General features: G+C 59.6%; 14 protein-coding genes and 2 rRNA genes (1 of these 16 running past the window's edge). 3 read left to right on the top strand and 13 right to left on the bottom strand.

Translation table 11 applies throughout. The features are described from left to right. Nucleotides 1–137: 137 nt before the first annotated feature. The 3 genes from ACYZTZ_RS19345 to ACYZTZ_RS19355 all read right to left on the bottom strand — a co-directional run bounded on the left by ACYZTZ_RS19345 (nucleotide 138) and on the right by ACYZTZ_RS19355 (nucleotide 3,878). Nucleotides 138–1,163 (bottom strand): histone deacetylase family protein, encoded by a 1,026-nt coding sequence (locus ACYZTZ_RS19345; RefSeq protein ID WP_461999409.1) that lies wholly within the window; start codon nucleotides 1,161–1,163, stop codon nucleotides 138–140. A 151-nt stretch (nucleotides 1,164–1,314) separates the two neighbouring features. After that, nucleotides 1,315–2,544: a Zn-dependent hydrolase gene (locus ACYZTZ_RS19350; protein ID WP_461999410.1), complete on the bottom strand. Its 1,230-nt coding sequence runs from the start codon at nucleotides 2,542–2,544 to the stop codon at nucleotides 1,315–1,317. A 23-nt stretch (nucleotides 2,545–2,567) separates the two neighbouring features. Next, on the bottom strand, nucleotides 2,568–3,878 hold the full coding sequence (locus ACYZTZ_RS19355; protein ID WP_461999411.1) for an MFS transporter: 1,311 nt from the start codon (nucleotides 3,876–3,878) through the stop codon (nucleotides 2,568–2,570). A 162-nt stretch (nucleotides 3,879–4,040) separates the two neighbouring features. Between ACYZTZ_RS19355 and ACYZTZ_RS19360 the strand changes: the two genes are divergently transcribed. Beyond that, nucleotides 4,041–4,973, top strand: a complete 933-nt coding sequence (locus ACYZTZ_RS19360; protein ID WP_033061190.1) for a LysR family transcriptional regulator — start codon at nucleotides 4,041–4,043, stop codon at nucleotides 4,971–4,973. A gap of 9 nt (nucleotides 4,974–4,982) precedes the next feature. Here the strand turns inward: ACYZTZ_RS19360 and ACYZTZ_RS19365 are convergent, their stop codons facing one another. The 7 genes from ACYZTZ_RS19365 to ACYZTZ_RS19395 all read right to left on the bottom strand — a co-directional run bounded on the left by ACYZTZ_RS19365 (nucleotide 4,983) and on the right by ACYZTZ_RS19395 (nucleotide 11,852). Then, the gene (locus tag ACYZTZ_RS19365) at nucleotides 4,983–6,293 is read right to left on the bottom strand and encodes an OprD family porin (RefSeq protein ID WP_461999412.1); all 1,311 of its coding nucleotides are present in this window, start codon (nucleotides 6,291–6,293) and stop codon (nucleotides 4,983–4,985) included. 48 nt (nucleotides 6,294–6,341) lie between these two features. Next, nucleotides 6,342–6,962: an RraA family protein gene (locus ACYZTZ_RS19370; RefSeq protein ID WP_461999413.1), complete on the bottom strand. Its 621-nt coding sequence runs from the start codon at nucleotides 6,960–6,962 to the stop codon at nucleotides 6,342–6,344. Beyond that, nucleotides 6,955–7,347: a RidA family protein gene (locus tag ACYZTZ_RS19375; RefSeq protein ID WP_461999414.1), complete on the bottom strand. Its 393-nt coding sequence runs from the start codon at nucleotides 7,345–7,347 to the stop codon at nucleotides 6,955–6,957. Before ACYZTZ_RS19375 ends, ACYZTZ_RS19370 begins: the two co-directional genes overlap by 8 nt. A gap of 18 nt (nucleotides 7,348–7,365) precedes the next feature. Beyond that, complete coding sequence (locus ACYZTZ_RS19380) at nucleotides 7,366–8,745, bottom strand: MFS transporter (RefSeq protein WP_461999415.1); 1,380 nt, start codon at nucleotides 8,743–8,745, stop codon at nucleotides 7,366–7,368. Nucleotides 8,746–8,872: 127 nt separating this feature from the next. Further along, nucleotides 8,873–9,802: a 2-hydroxyacid dehydrogenase gene (locus ACYZTZ_RS19385; protein ID WP_461999416.1), complete on the bottom strand. Its 930-nt coding sequence runs from the start codon at nucleotides 9,800–9,802 to the stop codon at nucleotides 8,873–8,875. After that, on the bottom strand, nucleotides 9,799–10,554 hold the full coding sequence (locus ACYZTZ_RS19390) for a class II aldolase/adducin family protein (RefSeq protein WP_056741989.1): 756 nt from the start codon (nucleotides 10,552–10,554) through the stop codon (nucleotides 9,799–9,801). Before ACYZTZ_RS19390 ends, ACYZTZ_RS19385 begins: the two co-directional genes overlap by 4 nt. Further along, nucleotides 10,551–11,852 carry an MFS transporter gene (locus ACYZTZ_RS19395; RefSeq protein ID WP_461999417.1) on the bottom strand — a complete coding sequence of 434 codons (1,302 nt, stop codon included), beginning with the start codon at nucleotides 11,850–11,852 and terminating at the stop codon, nucleotides 10,551–10,553. Before ACYZTZ_RS19395 ends, ACYZTZ_RS19390 begins: the two co-directional genes overlap by 4 nt. A gap of 156 nt (nucleotides 11,853–12,008) precedes the next feature. On the opposite strand from ACYZTZ_RS19395, the gene ACYZTZ_RS19400 reads away from it, so the two are divergent. Continuing rightward, nucleotides 12,009–12,968 carry a LysR family transcriptional regulator gene (locus ACYZTZ_RS19400; protein ID WP_095131011.1) on the top strand — a complete coding sequence of 320 codons (960 nt, stop codon included), beginning with the start codon at nucleotides 12,009–12,011 and terminating at the stop codon, nucleotides 12,966–12,968. Between the two features lie 12 nt (nucleotides 12,969–12,980). Here the strand turns inward: ACYZTZ_RS19400 and mrdA are convergent, their stop codons facing one another. Continuing rightward, entirely contained in the window at nucleotides 12,981–14,873 is a 1,893-nt protein-coding gene (gene mrdA / locus ACYZTZ_RS19405; RefSeq protein WP_046048387.1) for a penicillin-binding protein 2, read from the bottom strand. A gap of 272 nt (nucleotides 14,874–15,145) precedes the next feature. Here mrdA and ACYZTZ_RS19410 point away from each other — a divergent pair, with 272 nt between their 5' ends. Further along, on the top strand, nucleotides 15,146–16,069 hold the full coding sequence (locus ACYZTZ_RS19410) for a TIGR03571 family LLM class oxidoreductase (protein WP_461999418.1): 924 nt from the start codon (nucleotides 15,146–15,148) through the stop codon (nucleotides 16,067–16,069). Between the two features lie 115 nt (nucleotides 16,070–16,184). Here the strand turns inward: ACYZTZ_RS19410 and rrf are convergent. Both rrf and ACYZTZ_RS19420 read right to left on the bottom strand, forming a co-directional pair. Further along, a 5S ribosomal RNA gene (gene rrf, locus ACYZTZ_RS19415) occupies nucleotides 16,185–16,300 on the bottom strand. Between the two features lie 158 nt (nucleotides 16,301–16,458). Continuing rightward, nucleotides 16,459–16,987: ribosomal RNA gene (locus ACYZTZ_RS19420) — 23S ribosomal RNA — on the bottom strand; it runs 2,363 nt beyond the window's last position.

Below are 16,987 nucleotides of genomic sequence, written 5' to 3' on the forward strand. Positions count from 1 at the left end.
AGGTCGGCCGCGTTATCGTTCATCGCGAGCAGGCTCGCTCCCACAGTGGTTTGTGTTGAACTCAAATTTGTCGTTCAACTCGGTCCATTGTGGGAGTGAGCCTGCTCGCGATAGCGATCTACCAGACACCAAAGATCTCAGAGCTGCCACACCTCGGCGTTCACAAAAAACGCCCGCGCATTATCCTCCAGACTCTCCAGGTGATACCCGCCCTCCTGCACAATCAGACACGGCACCCCCAGGCTGCGAATCCGCTCGCCCAGCCGCGCAAACCCTTCACGGGTCACCGCCACTTTGCTCTGCGGATCCAGCACGAAAATATCGAACCCCAAGGACAACACCAACACCTCGGCGCCGAAGTCTTTCACCGCCGCCAATGCCACGTCCAACTGACCCAGGAAGTCCGCCTCACTGGCGCCATGCGCCATCGGCAAGTTGAGGTTGAAGCCCTCGCCCTTCCCGTCTCCCCGCTCATCAGCGAACCCGGCAACCCCCGGATAGAAGTTGGTCGGATCGCCATGCACCGAGACATAGAGCACGTCATCGCGGTCGTAGAAAATCTCTTGAATTCCCTGACCGTGGTGCATGTCGGTGTCGAGCACCGCGACGCGCGCAAACCCGCCACGCAACACTTGTGCGGCCACCGCTGCATTGTTCACATAACAGAAACCGCCCGCCGCTTCGGCCCGGGCATGGTGACCTGGTGGACGGCACAAGGCGTAAGCCGCCGGCTCGCCATCGAGCAAGGCTTGGGCGCCAGCGATCGCGCTTTGCGCCGACCAATAGGCCGAACGCCAGGTCTGCTCACCCACCGGGCAACTGCCATCCGCCAGATAGCGGGCGGCCTGGGCGAGAATCCCGCGCAGGGCGTTGGGCTCGCGCACGAAGATGTTCGACATCACCTCGTCGCCCCAATCCTCGGGAATTTCCTTCCAGCGCTGATGCGCTTCCTGCAAGAACGTCAGGTACGGCGCACCGTGGACCGCCAGCAGCGGATCGAGCCCGGCATCGACCGGTTGCTCAACGTTAAAGCCCAGCGAATGCGACGCCTGCACCAACCGCTGAGCGCGCTCGGGTACTTCCTGCGGTGTGCGCATCTGCCCACGGGAGTAGTAGCTGCGAGGATGGTGAAGCAATTGTTCGGGGTGGAAAAAACTGCGCATGGTTCTAATACCTGTCAGTTAACCTAGATCTTGAAACGTTGTGCGCCCTCCTGTGGGAGCGAGCCTGCTCGCGAATACGGTGTGTCATCTTGCAGTGATGTTGGCTGACACTCCGTTTTAGCGAGCAGGCTCGCTCCCACAGGGATTGTATTTATTCAGTTCTTCCGGCACGGGCCAGCACAGCGTTGAGCAACACATCAGTGCCCTGACGCACATCTTCAGGCAGCACGTCCTCTGCTTCGTTATGGCTCAAGCCGCCAACGCATGGAATGAACACCATCGCCGTCGGGCAAAACCGCGCCAGATGAATCGCATCATGCCCGGCGCCGCTGACAATCGATTGCTGAGCGTAGCCCAGCGCGTCCACCGCCTGCTGCACGGCCGCCACGCAATCGGCATCGAACGGTGTTGCCGGGCTGATCCAGTGAGGCGTAATCGTCAGGTTCAAGCCTCGGCTATCGGCAATCGCCTGAAGCCGCTCGCGGACTTGCTGCTCCATGGCCTCAATGGCTTCGTCGCGGTGATGACGCAGGTCGACGGTGAAATTCACCAAGCCCGGAATGGTATTGCGCGAGGACTTGTTGATGCTCAACTCGCCGACGGTGGTCAGCCCTTCGGGGGTGAAATCACTGGCCAGGCCTTCGATTGCCTGGATCATTTGTGCGACGCCGTACAAGGCGTCCTTGCGCAACGGCATCGGCGTTGTACCGGCGTGGGCGGCCATGCCTTCGACCCGCACGTCGAGCCAGCGAATCGCCTGGCCGCCGCTGACCACGCCGATGCTTTTGGCGTTGTCTTCGAGGATCGGACCTTGTTCGATGTGCGCTTCAAAGTACGCATCCACCGCGCCGCCCAATGGGCGTTCGCCGGCGTAACCCGTGCGTTGCAACGCCTCGGCAACGCTGATGCCGTCGATGTCACGCACCGCCAGCGCTGCGTCCAGTGGCATGATCCCGGTGAACACCGCCGAACCGAACATCGCCGGGGTGAAGCGTGCGCCTTCTTCGTTGGTCCACACCGCCACTTCCAGCGGCTTGCGGGTCTGGATGCCGAGGTCATTCAGGCAACGCACCACTTCCAGGCCGGCGAGTACGCCGTAGACGCCATCGAAACGCCCACCTTCAGGCTGAGTGTCGAGGTGGCTGCCCATCATCACTGGCGCCGCATCGGGGTCGGTGCCAGCGCGGCGGGCGAACAGGTTGCCGATGGCGTCCACGCTCAGGGTCATGCCGGCTTCGCGGCACCAGTGGGAAAACAGTTCGCGACCGGCCTTGTCTTCATCGCTCAGGGCCAGGCGGCAGCTGCCGCCACGGGCGGTGGCGCCGATTTCGGCCATGTCCATCAGACTCGCCCAGAGGCGTTCACCATTAATTTTCAACATGCGTTACTCCTGGGAAAACTTAATTAAGCGTTGGCCATTTCAACGCGTTCAGCGCTGGCATGGCGACGGGCAAGGGACAGGACACAGATCAGCGAAGTCGCGGCAATCAGGCTGTAGAACACCGCCATCGGCCACCATTGGCCGGCGAACTTGTGTGCCAGCAAGGTGCCGATCAGCGGCGTCAGGCCACCGGCCACGGCGCCGCAAATCTGATAGGCCAACGAAATCGCGGTGTAGCGCACGCGGGTTTCGAACATGCCGCTGACGTAACCGGCGATCACCGCGTAGAACGACGCCATGCACACCACCGCCAGGGCGATGCCGAGGATGATCAGCGGCGCCTGGGCCGAGCTGACCAGCACGAACATCGGGTACGGCGAGGCGATGGCCAACAACGACACCAGGCACAGGAATCGCGTGGCGCCCATTTTCTCGGCGACCCACGCGGCCAGCGGTTGAATGCAGAACTGAATGATCGCCACCACAAACAGGCACTCAAGGATCAGCGAGCGCGGCAGTTCGAGTTGCTGGGTGGTGTAGGCGATCATGAAGGTGTTGGTGAAATACACCCCGGCGATCCCGAGGGTGTTGGCGCCGATGCACAGCAGCAACGGGCGCCACGCGGTACGCAGGACCTCCATGACCGGCGCCTGCTCCTTGCGTGTGCTTTTGCGCGCCAATTCGCGGCTGGCGAGGAACTCCGGCGACTCATTCACGCCCAGGCGTATCGCCAGGCCCACCAGCAGCAACAGCGAACTGGCGAGGAACGGCAGGCGCCAGCCCCAGTTCATCAGGTCTTCTTCCGGCAGACGGGTGACTGCGCTGAAGGCCAGCAGCGAGAGGATCAAACCGGCCGGGCTGCCCAGCTGCGCAAAGGAGGCGAAGAAATTGCGTCGACCTTTCGGCGCATGCTCGCCGGCCATCAACACCGCCCCGCCCCACTCGCCACCGACGGCGATGCCCTGGACGATGCGCAGCAGAATCAGCAGCACCGGCGCCGCTGCGCCAATTTGTGCGTAGGTCGGCAGCAAACCGATGCAGACCGTGACCACGCCCATCATCAGCAACGTGATGATCAGCGACTTCTTGCGGCCGATGCGGTCGCCGATATGGCCGAAGATAATCCCGCCCAATGGCCGCGCAAAGAAGCCCACGGCGAAGGTGCCGAAGGCGGCCATGGTGCTGAACAGTTTGTCGTCTGAGGGGAAGAACAGCGCGCCGAATACCAGCGCAGCAGCGGTGGCATAGATGTAAAAGTCGTACCACTCGATCATGGTGCCGATAAAGGCTGCGGCTGCCGCACGGCGCGGCTGAGGAGAAGCTTGGGGCTTCATGGGTCGGTCTCCTTTGGTTATTTTTTTGGCAGGAGTGAAACTGCAAAATCAAGGCGCTCTGACGGCGCCTGTCTGGAGATGATTTATCGTCTCGGGGCTATGATTAGTCAATTTTCTATTTATTATGCAGACTATTACGCCAGCTTATAATCGAGAGCCACCATGGCCGAACGCGATGTACAACGCCTGCTCAATGACCGTCTGGACTGGAACCTGCTGCGCACTTTTCGGGTGATCGGCCAGGAGCTCAGCATCAGCCGCGCCGCCGCCCGCCTGCACCTGACGCAACCGGCGGTAAGCCAGGCGCTGAAGCGTCTGGAGGAGCAACTGGGCCGACAACTGATCGCCCGTCGCGGGCCACGGTTTGCCCTGACCGAAGTCGGCGAGCAGATCTTCGAACTGGCCGGGGAAATCTACGGGCAGATGTCCCAGGTCAGCAGCGTGCTGGAGCAACCGGCCGACGAAGTGATCGGCAAGGTTCGCTTGCTGATCATCAGCCGGATCTTTTCGGAGCGCTTCGATGACTTCCTCGCGGACTTTCATCGCCAGCATCCGCGAGTGGATCTGGAAGTCGACGTGATGCGCAGTTCCGACATTGTCAGCGCCCTCCAGGAAAAAACCGCGACCCTCGGCCTGAGCCTCAATCGCCGCCCACAACCGCGCCTGGAACAACGGCTGTTCCTGCGTCAGCGCTATGCGTTTTTCTGCGGCAAGCACCATGCGCTGTTCGGCCAACAGAACGTTGCCGAAGGGGATTTGCAGCGGGAGAACTTCGTCAGTTTCACCAGCGACCAGATCGGCGGCATGCTCTCGCCGCTGACGATTTTTCGTGATCAGCAAGGCTTCAGCGGACGGATCGTCGCCTCGTCACCGAGCCTGGAAGAAGTCCGGCGACTGGTGATCGCCGGGTACGGGATCGGCTGTTTGCCCGAGCACGTGGTGGCGGCGGACGTCGACGCCGGATTGCTCTGGCGCCTGCCGCCCCACGAAGGGATTGCCGATGTGGACATTCATTTGCTGTGGAACCGCGAGCAACGCATGAGCCGGGCCGAGACGATCTTTCTCGAGAGCCTGCAACAGTGCTTGCTGGACTGAGTGACCCGATCAGAACAACGGCAGACTGTAGCTGACCACCAGGCGGTTCTGGTCCGCATCGCGCGACGCTTCACTGCGCGACATGCCGTTGCGCCAACCCAGTGCAACGTTTTTCAACGGTCCGCTCTGGATCACGTAGTCGATACTCAGGTCCCGCTCCCATTCCTCTTGCTCTGGTCCGGCCACCGTTTTGATGCCGCTGCCTGAGAGGTACATCGCCGAAGCCTTGAGCCCCGGCACGCCAAGAGCCGCGAAATCGTAGCTGTACTGGGCAAACCCGGTACGTTCACCGGCGCGGGTGAAGTTCTGGATGTAGCGGTCGGTCAGCAGGTAGACGCTGGCGCCTCCAGCGCCTTTGTCCGGCAAACCACCCTGGTTGAGCTGCACGAATCCGCTGTCACTGGACACCTGCTGATAACCAGCCATCAGCGCGTGAGCGCCGATGCTCCAGGTGAACGCCAGGCTCCAGGTATTGTTGTCGATCTTGCCGTCGCCGTTCTGCGTATAACCGCTGGTGCGGTAGCCGCTGGCCCGCCCGCTGGCCGAGTCATTGGCACCGTCGGCGGAGGTCTTGAAGTAGCGCAGATCGGTTTTCAGCGCGCCGAAATCCCCCAGTGTCAGGTTGTGAACCAGACCGGCGAAATGCTGTTGGTAATAGTCTTCGAGATTGGCGTAGTAGTACTGCGCCAGAAGCGCATCGGTGACTTTGTAATCGGCACCGGCAAAATTGAACGCGTTGCTTTCCCGGGTGCCGCCGGCCACGGCCAGACCGGTGCTGTCGCTGGAACCGCGACCCGTGGCGTGTTCGAGATGACCACCGGTCAGGGTCAGGTGCTCGAAGTCATTGGAGACGATCTGCCCACCCTCGAACGTCTGCGGCAGCAGCCGCCCGTCATTGGCCTGCAAAATCGGCAACTTCGGTGTCAGCGTGCCGTAACGCATTTCAGTCTGGGCAAAGCGCATCTTCGCCGTCGCACCGAAACGCGACCATTGCTCGGCGGCGCCGTTGCCATCGTTGGGGATCATCGAACTGCCGACATGGCGACCGTCACCGCTGTCCAGGCGAATACCCAGCAGGCCTAACGCATCGACACCAAAGCCGACGCTGCCTTCGGTGAATCCGGACTGATAGTTGAGCATGAAACCCTGCGCCCACTCTTCGGTTTTTGAAGGGCTCGCGGCGCCATCGCGATTATCGTTATTGAAGTAATAGTTACGCATCCCGAGGGTCGCTTTACTGTCTTTAATAAAGTCCGCCATGCTTAACGGACTGAATAGCGCACTGCCGATCGCAATAAGTGCCAACGGTTGTTTGTTCATTGATTTTGAAGTTCCTGAGCAGCCAGCTTTGGGGCTGGCTGCCGGTCATTAAGAAAGTTTGATACTCAAGACACTGGACACCGGCTCGCCTGCCATTAACCGGGTCAGCAGTTGCGGTTCTGCCCGGTCCGATGCCAGCGCGCGCTCGATGACGTTTTGCGCGGTGACCGGATCGAGAAACAGCACACCGTTGTCGTCTGCCAGCACGAAGTCACCGGGATGCACCGTGACGCCGGCGCAGTGGATCGGCTGATTGATCTGGCTGTCGCCACGGCCATGCAGCTTGGTGGTCAGCAGGCTGGTGCCCCGAGCGAAGACCGGCAACCCGGTCTCGCGCAGTTCGAGCAAGTCGGTCACCGCGCCGTCCACCACGATTCCCACCGCCCCCGCGCAGCGCGCCGCGCAACTGGTGACCGCGCCGACGGGTGCGTGCTGCCAGTCGCCATCGGTGTCGATCACCAGCACATCGCCGGGCTGGATGAGCGCCAGGGCCTGGTTGACCGCGATGGCATCGGCGCCCACCAGTTTCAGGGTCAACGCGCGGCCGACCAGTTTCACATTGGGCACCATGGCCCGCAGTTGCGAGTCGGCAAAGCCCTCCTCGAGAAAATGCCCGAGGGTCGGAAAGCTCACCGCGTTGAGCTGCTCGATCAGCTGCGATTCATCCATGTTGCGCCTCCTCGGCAATCAACTCGGCAACACAATCAATTTCCAACGACACGCCCCACAGCGCCACACACACCGTGGTGCGTGCCGGCGGCGCATGGCCGAGGAACTCGCGATACACCGCGTTGAACGGCTCCAGTTGTGCGGGATCGGTGAGGTACGCGTTGACCTTGATCACGTGACTGAAGTCGGACCCGGCTTCAATCAGGATCGCTTCCAGATTGCGCAAGGTTTGTCGCACTTGTTCGGTGAAACTGGCGGGCTGGTCATCAAGCCCGCTCTGGGCCGGAATCTGCCCGGCGGTGAACACCAGGTGGCCGCTGACCACCGCTTGGGAGTAAGGACCGACCGGGCCGATGAAGCCCGGGGCTGACTGAATTCTGCGCATGTTGTTGAACTCCATTGATCAGGCGGCGGCCGATTTGACAGGTTTACCGAGGGCTGGCTCGTTGGCCGGCACTGCCGCTGGGACTTCACTGATGTCTCGCTTGAAGGTCTCGGTCAGCAACAACAGCGCCACCAACGAAATCAACGCCGCGCCGATCATGTACCAGGCCACCGAAGAGCCTTTGCCGGTCGCTGCCAGCAATGCGGTGGTGACGATGGGCGTCGCGGCGCTACCGAGCAGGCCGGACAACATGTAGCTGATCGACAACCCGGAATAACGCACCCGAGTGCCGAACAGTTCGGCGAGGAAGGTTGCGATCGGCCCGTAATTGGCCGCGAAGGCCGTCATCAACAGCAGGTAGCCGAAGATCACACAGGGCAACTCTTTGGTGTCCATCAACCAGAACAGCGGGAACGCCACCAACGCCTCGGCCACGATGCCGGCGACGATGATCGGCTTGCGTCCGTAGCGGTCCGACAGCGCGCCAAACACCGGCAACATGACGATGCACCAGGCACAGGACAGCAACACCACGCCGAGCATCACGCTGCGGCTGAACCCCAGATTCTGCGTGCCGTACGTCAGGCCGAAGGCAACGATGATGTTGAACGACGCCCCGGTCGACATGGTGGCGATCCCGCCCAGCACGACTTGTTTCCAGTACTTGCGAAACACTTCCGCCAGCGGCATTTTCACTTGCACCTCGGCTTCCTTGACCTTGTTGAAGGCCGGGGTTTCAGAGATGTTCAAACGGATGTACAAGCCCACGGCGATCAGCAGCACGCTGCCCAGGAACGGGATACGCCAGCCCCAGGCCAACAGGTCTTCAGGGGATAGCCACGCGGCAATCAGCAGGAAGGCCAGGTTGGCAATCATGGTCCCGGCCGGAACACCGATCTGTACCCACGAGCCGTACAAACCGCGCTTGTTGGCAGGCGCATGTTCCACCGCCATCAACACCGCACCGCCCCACTCACCACCCAACGCCAGGCCTTGAATTACCCTCAGCAGCAACAACAGGATCGGCGCCCAGATACCAATGGCCGCGTAATTGGGTAATAACCCGATGGCGAACGTAGCGGCGCCCATGGTCAACAGCGAAATCAACAACATCGACTTGCGTCCCAAGCGGTCACCGAAATGACCGAACAGTGCCGCGCCGACAATCCGGGCCAGGTAGGCCGAAGCAAACGTACCGAACGCCAGTAATGTACCGATCAACGGATCGAAATCCGGAAAGAACACTTTGTTGAACACCAGCGCCGAAGCTGTGGCGAACACAAACAGGTCGTACCATTCCACGGTGGTGCCAATCACACTGGCCACGGCAACTTTTTTCATGCTAATTGCAACTTCCGGAGGTGCGCCGGACTTTTCTACAGGCGATAGATCGCTCATTACTGTCTCCAGGAGTTCATCAGGAACTCGTATTTAATTGTTTTAACTGGCAGTAAAACGTTCGAGGTGAGGGAATGTTGTTATATATCGCCCAACTCAATGGGCGAGTTTGCAAGGCGCTTTCTTATTAATAACCGAGTGTTCGGTCCGCACAATTCAATAACGGTTCGCCGCTATTTAAACGGCGAAAGTTCTCTGCTACTTGTTCGGCGATACAGTCGTGAGAGGCCGCCGATGCCATGTGCGGAGTGATGGTGACGCCGGGCATTGTCCAGAGACGATGATCGACCGGCAGCGGTTCTTGTTCGAAAACATCCAGCAACGCACCGCGCAGTTTTCCTCGGACCAGGGCTAGTTCGAGGTCGTCGATGTTCAGATGACCGCCGCGACCACAATTGACCAGCGCGGCGCCATTGGCGAGTCGCTCGAACGTTGCACTGCCAAGGATGCCGCGGGTTTCGCTGGTCAGCGGCAACAGGTTGATCAGCAACTCCAATCCATCGAGAAACGGGTTCAGCTTTTCCGCACCGGCGAACGTCTGTACGCCCGGCAAGTCCTTGCTGCGGCGCGCCCAACCACGAACGTCGTAACCGGCGGCGGCCAGGTCCTGGGCAATCGCGCTGCCCAACGACCCAAGCCCCATCACCCCGACCTTGAACTGCCCCGCCGCCCGTTGTAGCGGCCGCTCCCAACGCTGGTCCTGTTGCTGCATCAGCACCTGATCGAAGCCGCGGTGATAGTGAATCGCCGCCCAGCGCACGTACTCGGTCATGCCTTGGCGGTGGCCGGGATCGACCACTCGGCAGATCGGCAGATCCGGGCACGACGGGTCGTGATCGAGGTGATCGATGCCGGCGGCTACCGAGTGAATGACTTGCAGGTTCGGCAATGCGGCGAGACTGCCCGGCAAGGGAAACCAGCACGCGGCAATCTGCGCATTCCTGGCCAACGGATCATCCGCCAGCACGGTTGTGAGTTGCGGCGCACTGCGGGCAAACGCAGCCTGCAGTTGCTTGAGCAGCAGGTTGTCGCGGGACAGCAAAACCACGGTGTTCATGACAGATAGGACTCTCGCTGGGATTCGATCAGGGTCAGTGCGGCCTCCCAGGCCAGGTCGATGATGTTGTCCTGCTCATCGCGGTCAAACTGTTCGGCAGTATGTGCGCACACTTCCGGGGACGGATAATGCAGCGCCGACCCACCGGACAACGCCGCAACCTGCGCCTGACAGGCACGCTCCAGGAAGTGAATCTCCTGGAACGCCTGGGCCACGCCGGAACCACCGACCAACAGTCCATGGTTGCGCAGGATCATCGCCCGGTGCGGGCCCAGATCGGCAATCAAACGCTCGCGCTCATCCAGTGACAGCGCGATGCCTTCATAGGTGTGATACGCCAATTTTCCGTAGAACTTCAGCGCGTGCTGACTGATCGGCAGCAAACCGTGCTTCTGGGCGGCGACCGCCATGCCGGCGGCCGTGTGGGTGTGAATCACACAGTTGAGATCCGGGCGGGCCATGTGGATCGCCGAGTGAATGACGAAGCCGGCGGCGTTGACCCGATGACCTTCATACTCCGGATCGACGACTCGCCCGTCCTGATCGATACGCACCAGGTCCGAAGCGCGCATGCGGTCGAAAATCACCCCGTAGCGGTTGATCAGGAAGTGGTGCTCCGGCCCTGGAATTCGCAGGGTGATGTGGGTGTCGATCAGGTCGGTCATGCGAAAGTGCGCGACCAGGCGATACAGCGCAGCCAGTTCGCAACGGGCTTGCCATTCAACCGGGCCGATGTGTTCAGGTTTACTCACGAATACACCTCTTTAGCAGCGTGGGTGACGACCGGGTTGGCGCGCAGGCGGGCCAGGCCGCAAACACCGATCAAGGACAGGGCCGAGAGCAAGGTGAAGAACACCGCCAGCGGCAACCATTGTCCGGAAAACTTGCTCGCCAGCAGCGTGCCGATCAGCGGCGTGGTGCCGCCGGCCAGCGCGCAGCTGAGTTGGTAGGCGATAGAAATGCCCGAGTAGCGCAGGTGCACCGGGAACGCCTGGGTCATGTAGCTGGCGATCACCGCGTACAGCGCCGAGAGAATCACCACCGCCAGGGCGATGCCGACGGTCATCAGCACAATGTTCTGTGTGCCCACCAACATGAACATCGGGTACGGCGTGACCATGCACAGCAGCGCGACGAGTTTGAGGAAGCGGCCTTCGCCGATGCGCTCGGCCAGCAACGCGGAGAGCGGTTGCGAGAGCAGCTGAATGACGGTTACCAGGAACAGGCAATCGAGAATCGTCGAACGTGCGATGCCCTGATATTGGGTGACGTAGGTGATCATGAACGTATTGGTAAAGAAGAACCCGGCCGAACCGATGGTCACGGCGGCGGCAGCAAACAGGATCTGCCGCCAGCAGGTACGGATCACGTCCTTCACCGGATACTTGGAAGTCTCATTGTTGTCCCGGGCCTTGGCGAACTCCGGCGACTCGTGGACACCGGATCGAATCATCAGGCCGACCATCATCAACACACCGCTGGCGAGAAACGGCAGACGCCAGCCCCAGGCGAGGAAGTCTTCCGGCTCAAGGGATGTCACCAAGCGAAAGGCGATCAACGCCAGCAGCAAACCGGCCGGGCTGCCGAGTTGGGCGAACGAGGCGTAGAAGGTCTTGCGCTTGGCCGGGGCGTGTTCGCTGGCCATCAACACCGCCCCGCCCCACTCACCACCGACCGAAATGCCCTGAATCAACCGCAGCACGATCAGGCCGATCGGCGCCCAGATACCGGCGCTGGCGTAGCTCGGCAACATCCCGATGCCAGCGGTGGCCAGCCCCATCAACGCCATGGTCACCAGCAGCATTTTCTTGCGACCCAGGCGATCACCGAGATGACCGAACACCATGCCGGCCATTGGGCGAGCGATGAAGCCGACGGCGAAACTGCCGAACGCTGCCAGGGTACTCATCACCGGGTCGTGGCTGGGAAAGAACACTTGCCCGAGTACCAGCGCGGCCGCCGTGGCATAGATGTAGAAGTCGTAGAACTCGATGGTCGTGCCAATGAAGGCCGCCGCCGCCGCTCGACGCGGTTGAGGGGTAGTGTGCATGCAAGGACCCTGTGTATTTATAGTTTTGGGCAGGTACTGAAGGCTGTTTACGGGTTGCACTCTGTGACGCTTGTTAGCTTTATCGCTTCCGTGCCAGGATTAGTCAATTTTCAAATTCTTATCTTTACTATTAGCCTTGCTACTACCAGGAGTTTTATGCCCTCCACTTCTAACCCTTGGGTCGGTCGCCGCTTTCTGAATGACCGCCTCGACTGGAACCTGTTGCGCACCTATTTGGTGATCGGCCAGGAAGGCAGCATGAGCCGGGCCGCCGCGCGATTGCACATCACGCAGTCAGCCGTCAGCCAGGCACTGAAACGGCTGGAGGAACAGCTGGAATGTGTGTTGATTGCCCGCAGTGGGCGACGGTTTGACCTGACGGAAACCGGGGAGGAAGTCCTGCGTATTGCGGCGGATATTTACGGCGATATTTCGCGTCTGGGCACGGTGGTAGAAAGTCGTAACGACGACGTGGTCGGCAAGATTCGCATCCTTACCGTCAGCGGCGTGCAAGCACGACATTACGACGAGTTCCTCGCCGATTTCCACGAAACCCATCCGAAAATCGAGTTTGAAGTCGAGGTGATGGGCAGCTCGAACATCATCAGTTCACTGCTGCAAAAGACAGCGACCATTGGCGTCGGCCTGTGCCGTTTACCGCAGCCGCGGCTGGAGCAGCGAGTACTGTTTCGTGAGACTTATGCGTACTTTTGTGGGCAGCGTCATCGACTGTTCGGGCAAGAGAATCTGACCCTGGAACAGCTCGCGGCGGAGAACTTTGTCAGCTTCACCAGTGACCAACTCGGGGGCAATCTTTCGCCCCTGACATTGTTCCGCGACCAACAAGGCTTTACCGGCAAGATCGTCGCTTCATCGACGAGTTTCGAAGAGATTTATCGCTTGATCTGTTCAGGGTTCGGCATTGGCTGCCTGCCGACGCACCTGGTGCGAAGGGATGTCGAGCAAGGTTTGCTCTGGCGTTTGCCGCCGGAAGATGGGGTGGTGGATTTCGATATCCAGCTGCTGTGGAATCGCGAGCAGAAGATGAGTCAGGCCGAAACCGTATTCCTCGAAAGCTTCCAGCACATGCTCAGTATTCGTGAGCCGGTGCTGTGAAGCGTTGATCGCTTAAACGTGAGGATCACCCGGTGCTTTGCTAGGCGTGGCGTATTGCGGCTTCAAGTGACCGTCCTGATCGAGTAGCCAGGCGTCCATGATCTGCCGCACCACAGGACCTGCGACGCGACCGCCGGCCTCGCCGTTTTCGATCATCACCGAGATGACAATCTTCGGATGTTCGGCCGGGGCGAAACCGACGAACAAGGCGTTGTCGCGGTTACGCTCCAGGGTTTTCGCCCGGTTGTAACGTTCGCCCTGCTTGATCGCCACCACTTGCGCGGTACCACTCTTGCCGGCGATACGGTACTGAGCGCCCAGCGCTGCCGCTCGGGCAATCCCGCGAGCGTCGTGCATGACCATTTGCATGCCATGGTTGACCTGCTCCCAGTCACGCGGGTCTTTCAACAGGATGTTTGGTATTGGATGCTCATCCACTGGCGCCACACCGTCCACGGTCTTGGCCAAGTGCGGCCGGTTCCAGACACCTTTGTTGGCGATCAATGCCGTGGCCTGTGCCAGCTGCAGGGGCGTGACCTGCATGTAGCCCTGACCGATGCCGAGGATCACGGTCTCACCCGGGAACCATGCCTGACGGCGCGTGGCACGCTTCCAGGCTTGCGATGGCATTAAACCGGCAGACTCTTCGAACATGTCCAGCGAGACTTTCTCGCCGAGGCCGAACATGGCCATGTAGTCATGCAGGCGATCGATACCCAGCTTGTGGGCCAGGTCGTAGAAGTAGGTGTCGTTGGAGCGCATGATCGCCGCGTCCATGTCCACCCAGCCATCGCCGCTGTGGTTCCAGTTACGGTATTTGTGATCGAAGTCCGGGAGTTGGTAATAACCGGGGTCGAAGACGCGGGTCTGCGGGGTAACGACGCCGGCGTCGAGGCCGGCAATGGCCACTTCCGGTTTGATGGTCGAACCCGGTGCGTAGAGGCCGCGCAGTACGCGGTTGAACAGCGGCCGGTCGATGGAGTCGTGCAGCGCCGCGTATTCCTTGAAGCTGATTCCGGTGACGAACAGGTTCGGGTCGAAACTCGGCTTGCTGACCATCGCGAGTACTTCGCCGGTCGACGGATCGAGAGCGACCACCGAACCGCGACGATCACCCAAGGCTTCCTCGGCGGCTTCCTGAAGTTTGACGTCGAGGCTCAGTACGATGTTTTTGCCCGGGATCGGATCGGTGTGCTTGAGCACTCGCAGCACCCGGCCCTGAGCGTTGGTTTCGACTTCTTCGTAACCTACCTGGCCGTGCAACTGCGACTCGTAGAATTTTTCGATGCCGGTCTTGCCGATGGATTGAGTGCCACGGTATTCCACCGTGTCCAGGGCTTTGGACTCTTTCTCGTTGATGCGGCCGACGTAGCCGATCGAATGCGCAAAGTGCGCACCCATCGGGTAGTGGCGAACGAATTGTGGCTCTACGTCGATCCCCGGCAGACGGAATTCGTTGACCGCCAACACGGCGATTTGTTCTTCGCTGAGCTCGTAGAACAAGGTGACCGGCACGAATGGATGTCGAGCTTGCTTCATTGCCTTGTCGAACAGCGCGCGGTCTTCGGTCGGCAAGTGCAGGAGGTTGACTACCTCATCCAGTTCCTCTTTGACATCGGAGGCGCGTTCACGGGTGATGGTTAGGTTGAAGCTGGGACGGTTGTCCGCCAGAACCACGCCGTTGCGGTCATAGATCAATCCGCGGGTGGGGGTGATTGGCAGGACATGGACGCGGTTGTTTTCAGAGATCGTCGAGTGATAGTCAAATTCGACCACCTGCAGGACATACATGCGCACGACCAGCGCGCAGGTAATGGCAACAACGAACAGGGCGCAAGCCATCAGTCTTTTGTTGACCAGGCGCGTCTCTTTTTCGTGGTCTTTGATCGGTATCGGTTGGGGCATTTCTGCAGCAGCTCTTTGACTGTAAAAGGAGCCCGATCCGTAGGCTTGAAATCAGTCCGTTAAAAAACGAGCTGCACCATACCAAAAACCGTGCGGTCACTTTAGTGCGATTTCCTCTAACGGTTGTCCTTGAGGGCCAAAACGACGGTCGGTTTTTTTATGACTCGTGCGTTTTGCTCAAGATTGATATTCCCATTCATGCATTTTTCTTGAAGGAGGGCCTATAGATACTGGGTGCATGTCATTCCGTTATGTTTTTTTGGAGTCTTTTCATGCATCCACGATTTCAACGATTACTGGGCTCCAATGGATTTTCCATTGGGCTGGAACTGCCGTTGGATAACGATTGGTCTAGCGATGGCCAGCGGCTGAGGATTGCCGAAGACAGGCCTTTTGGTGTTCCGGACCTGAAGCAGCACGCCGCTATGGCGCGCCTCGCCGACAAAGCGGGTTTCCGCGCTCTGTGGGTCCGCGATGTGCCGGTTTATGATCCCGATTTTGGTGATGCGGCACAGGTGTTTGAAACCTTTTCCTACCTTGGCTACCTGGCAGGGATCACCGACAACATCATGCTGGGTACGGCGGCGGTTGTATTACCGCTACGTCAACCTTGGTTAACGCTCAAGGCAGCCAATAGTGTTGATGAACTGAGTGATGGACGTCTGCTACTGGGTGTGGCCAGTGGTGACCGACCTATGGAGTATCCGTTATTTGGTGTGGACTACGATCAGCGGGGAGAGATCTTTCGCGATACGGTCGAGTTGTTGCGCAGCCAAGGTGAAGGCCGCTTGCCGGAAGGTGCTCGCCTGTTACCGGAGCGAGATCAGCCAGTGCCATTGTTGGTCGCAGGTCTTGGTCAGCAATCCCCGGCGTGGATCGGCCAACACATGGACGGCTGGCTCGCCTACCCCGGCACTCCGGATGAGCATCGGCGCCGAGTGGGACTGTGGCGGGAGGTCGGTGGCGACAAACCCTACATCAGCTTCGTTCACCTGGATCTGGCGGCCAATCCTCATGCACCGATGCGACGTGTACGTTTTGGCGGTAGCTGCGGGAGGCTGGCGTTGATTGATGAACTTCAGGCTTTGCGTGAAGCCGGTGTGCAGCACGTTGGCTTGCATCTGCGTCGTAGCGAGCGACCGGTTGCCGAGGTTATTGAAGAGATCGCTGAATACGTTCTGCCGAAGTTTCACTAACGATGCTGCTGGAACCTGGGATAGCCGATGGACTGTCCCTTTTTCGCCACGGCACTTTCCTGCGGACAAAACAAAACCCCTACCTGCATACGCAGATAGGGGTTTCGGAATTTAATCTTGACGATGACCTACTCTCACATGGGGAAACCCCACACTACCATCGGCGATGCATCGTTTCACTGCTGAGTTCGGGATGGGATCAGGTGGTTCCAATGCTCTATGGTCGTCAAGAAATTCGGTAGCCAGGTCGTTCTCCTTGCGGATTACGCTCCAGCGAATGGGTATGCGATAGTTTGGTGTTTGGTGAGTATCTCGAACTTTCGGTTCGTTTCGTCTTCACACACCGCAATCTGGTGCCTCTTCAGGACAGCAAATTGCTTGGGTGTTATATGGTCAAGCCTCACGGGCAATTAGTATTGGTTAGCTCAACGCCTCACAGCGCTTACACACCCAACCTATCAACGTCGTAGTCTTCGACGGCCCTTCAGGGGACTCAAGGTCCCAGTGAGATCTCATCTTGAGGCTAGTTTCCCGCTTAGATGCTTTCAGCGGTTATCTATTCCGAACATAGCTACCCGGCAATGCCACTGGCGTGACAACCGGAACACCAGAGGTTCGTCCACTCCGGTCCTCTCGTACTAGGAGCAGCCCCTCTCAAATCTCAAACGTCCACGGCAGATAGGGACCGAACTGTCTCACGACGTTCTAAACCCAGCTCGCGTACCACTTTAAATGGCGAACAGCCATACCCTTGGGACCGGCTTCAGCCCCAGGATGTGATGAGCCGACATCGAGGTGCCAAACACCGCCGTCGATATGAACTCTTGGGCGGTATCAGCCTGTTATCCCCGGAGTACCTTTTATCCGTTGAGCGATGGCCCTTCCATACAGAACCACCGGATCACTAAGACCTACTTT

Source organism: Pseudomonas sp. LB3P58, from assembly GCF_054897895.1.

Coding starts and splice junctions, on each gene's coding strand:
- ACYZTZ_RS19345 (WP_461999409.1), bottom strand. CDS start 1,163: ATGCGCAGTTTTTTCCACCCCGAACAATTGCTTCACCATCCTCGCAGC.
- ACYZTZ_RS19350 (WP_461999410.1), bottom strand. CDS start 2,544: ATGTTGAAAATTAATGGTGAACGCCTCTGGGCGAGTCTGATGGACATG.
- ACYZTZ_RS19355 (WP_461999411.1), bottom strand. CDS start 3,878: ATGAAGCCCCAAGCTTCTCCTCAGCCGCGCCGTGCGGCAGCCGCAGCC.
- ACYZTZ_RS19360 (WP_033061190.1), top strand. CDS start 4,041: ATGGCCGAACGCGATGTACAACGCCTGCTCAATGACCGTCTGGACTGG.
- ACYZTZ_RS19365 (WP_461999412.1), bottom strand. CDS start 6,293: ATGAACAAACAACCGTTGGCACTTATTGCGATCGGCAGTGCGCTATTC.
- ACYZTZ_RS19370 (WP_461999413.1), bottom strand. CDS start 6,962: ATGGATGAATCGCAGCTGATCGAGCAGCTCAACGCGGTGAGCTTTCCG.
- ACYZTZ_RS19375 (WP_461999414.1), bottom strand. CDS start 7,347: ATGCGCAGAATTCAGTCAGCCCCGGGCTTCATCGGCCCGGTCGGTCCT.
- ACYZTZ_RS19380 (WP_461999415.1), bottom strand. CDS start 8,745: ATGAGCGATCTATCGCCTGTAGAAAAGTCCGGCGCACCTCCGGAAGTT.
- ACYZTZ_RS19385 (WP_461999416.1), bottom strand. CDS start 9,802: ATGAACACCGTGGTTTTGCTGTCCCGCGACAACCTGCTGCTCAAGCAA.
- ACYZTZ_RS19395 (WP_461999417.1), bottom strand. CDS start 11,852: ATGCACACTACCCCTCAACCGCGTCGAGCGGCGGCGGCGGCCTTCATT.
- ACYZTZ_RS19400 (WP_095131011.1), top strand. CDS start 12,009: ATGCCCTCCACTTCTAACCCTTGGGTCGGTCGCCGCTTTCTGAATGAC.
- mrdA (WP_046048387.1), bottom strand. CDS start 14,873: ATGCCCCAACCGATACCGATCAAAGACCACGAAAAAGAGACGCGCCTG.
- ACYZTZ_RS19410 (WP_461999418.1), top strand. CDS start 15,146: ATGCATCCACGATTTCAACGATTACTGGGCTCCAATGGATTTTCCATT.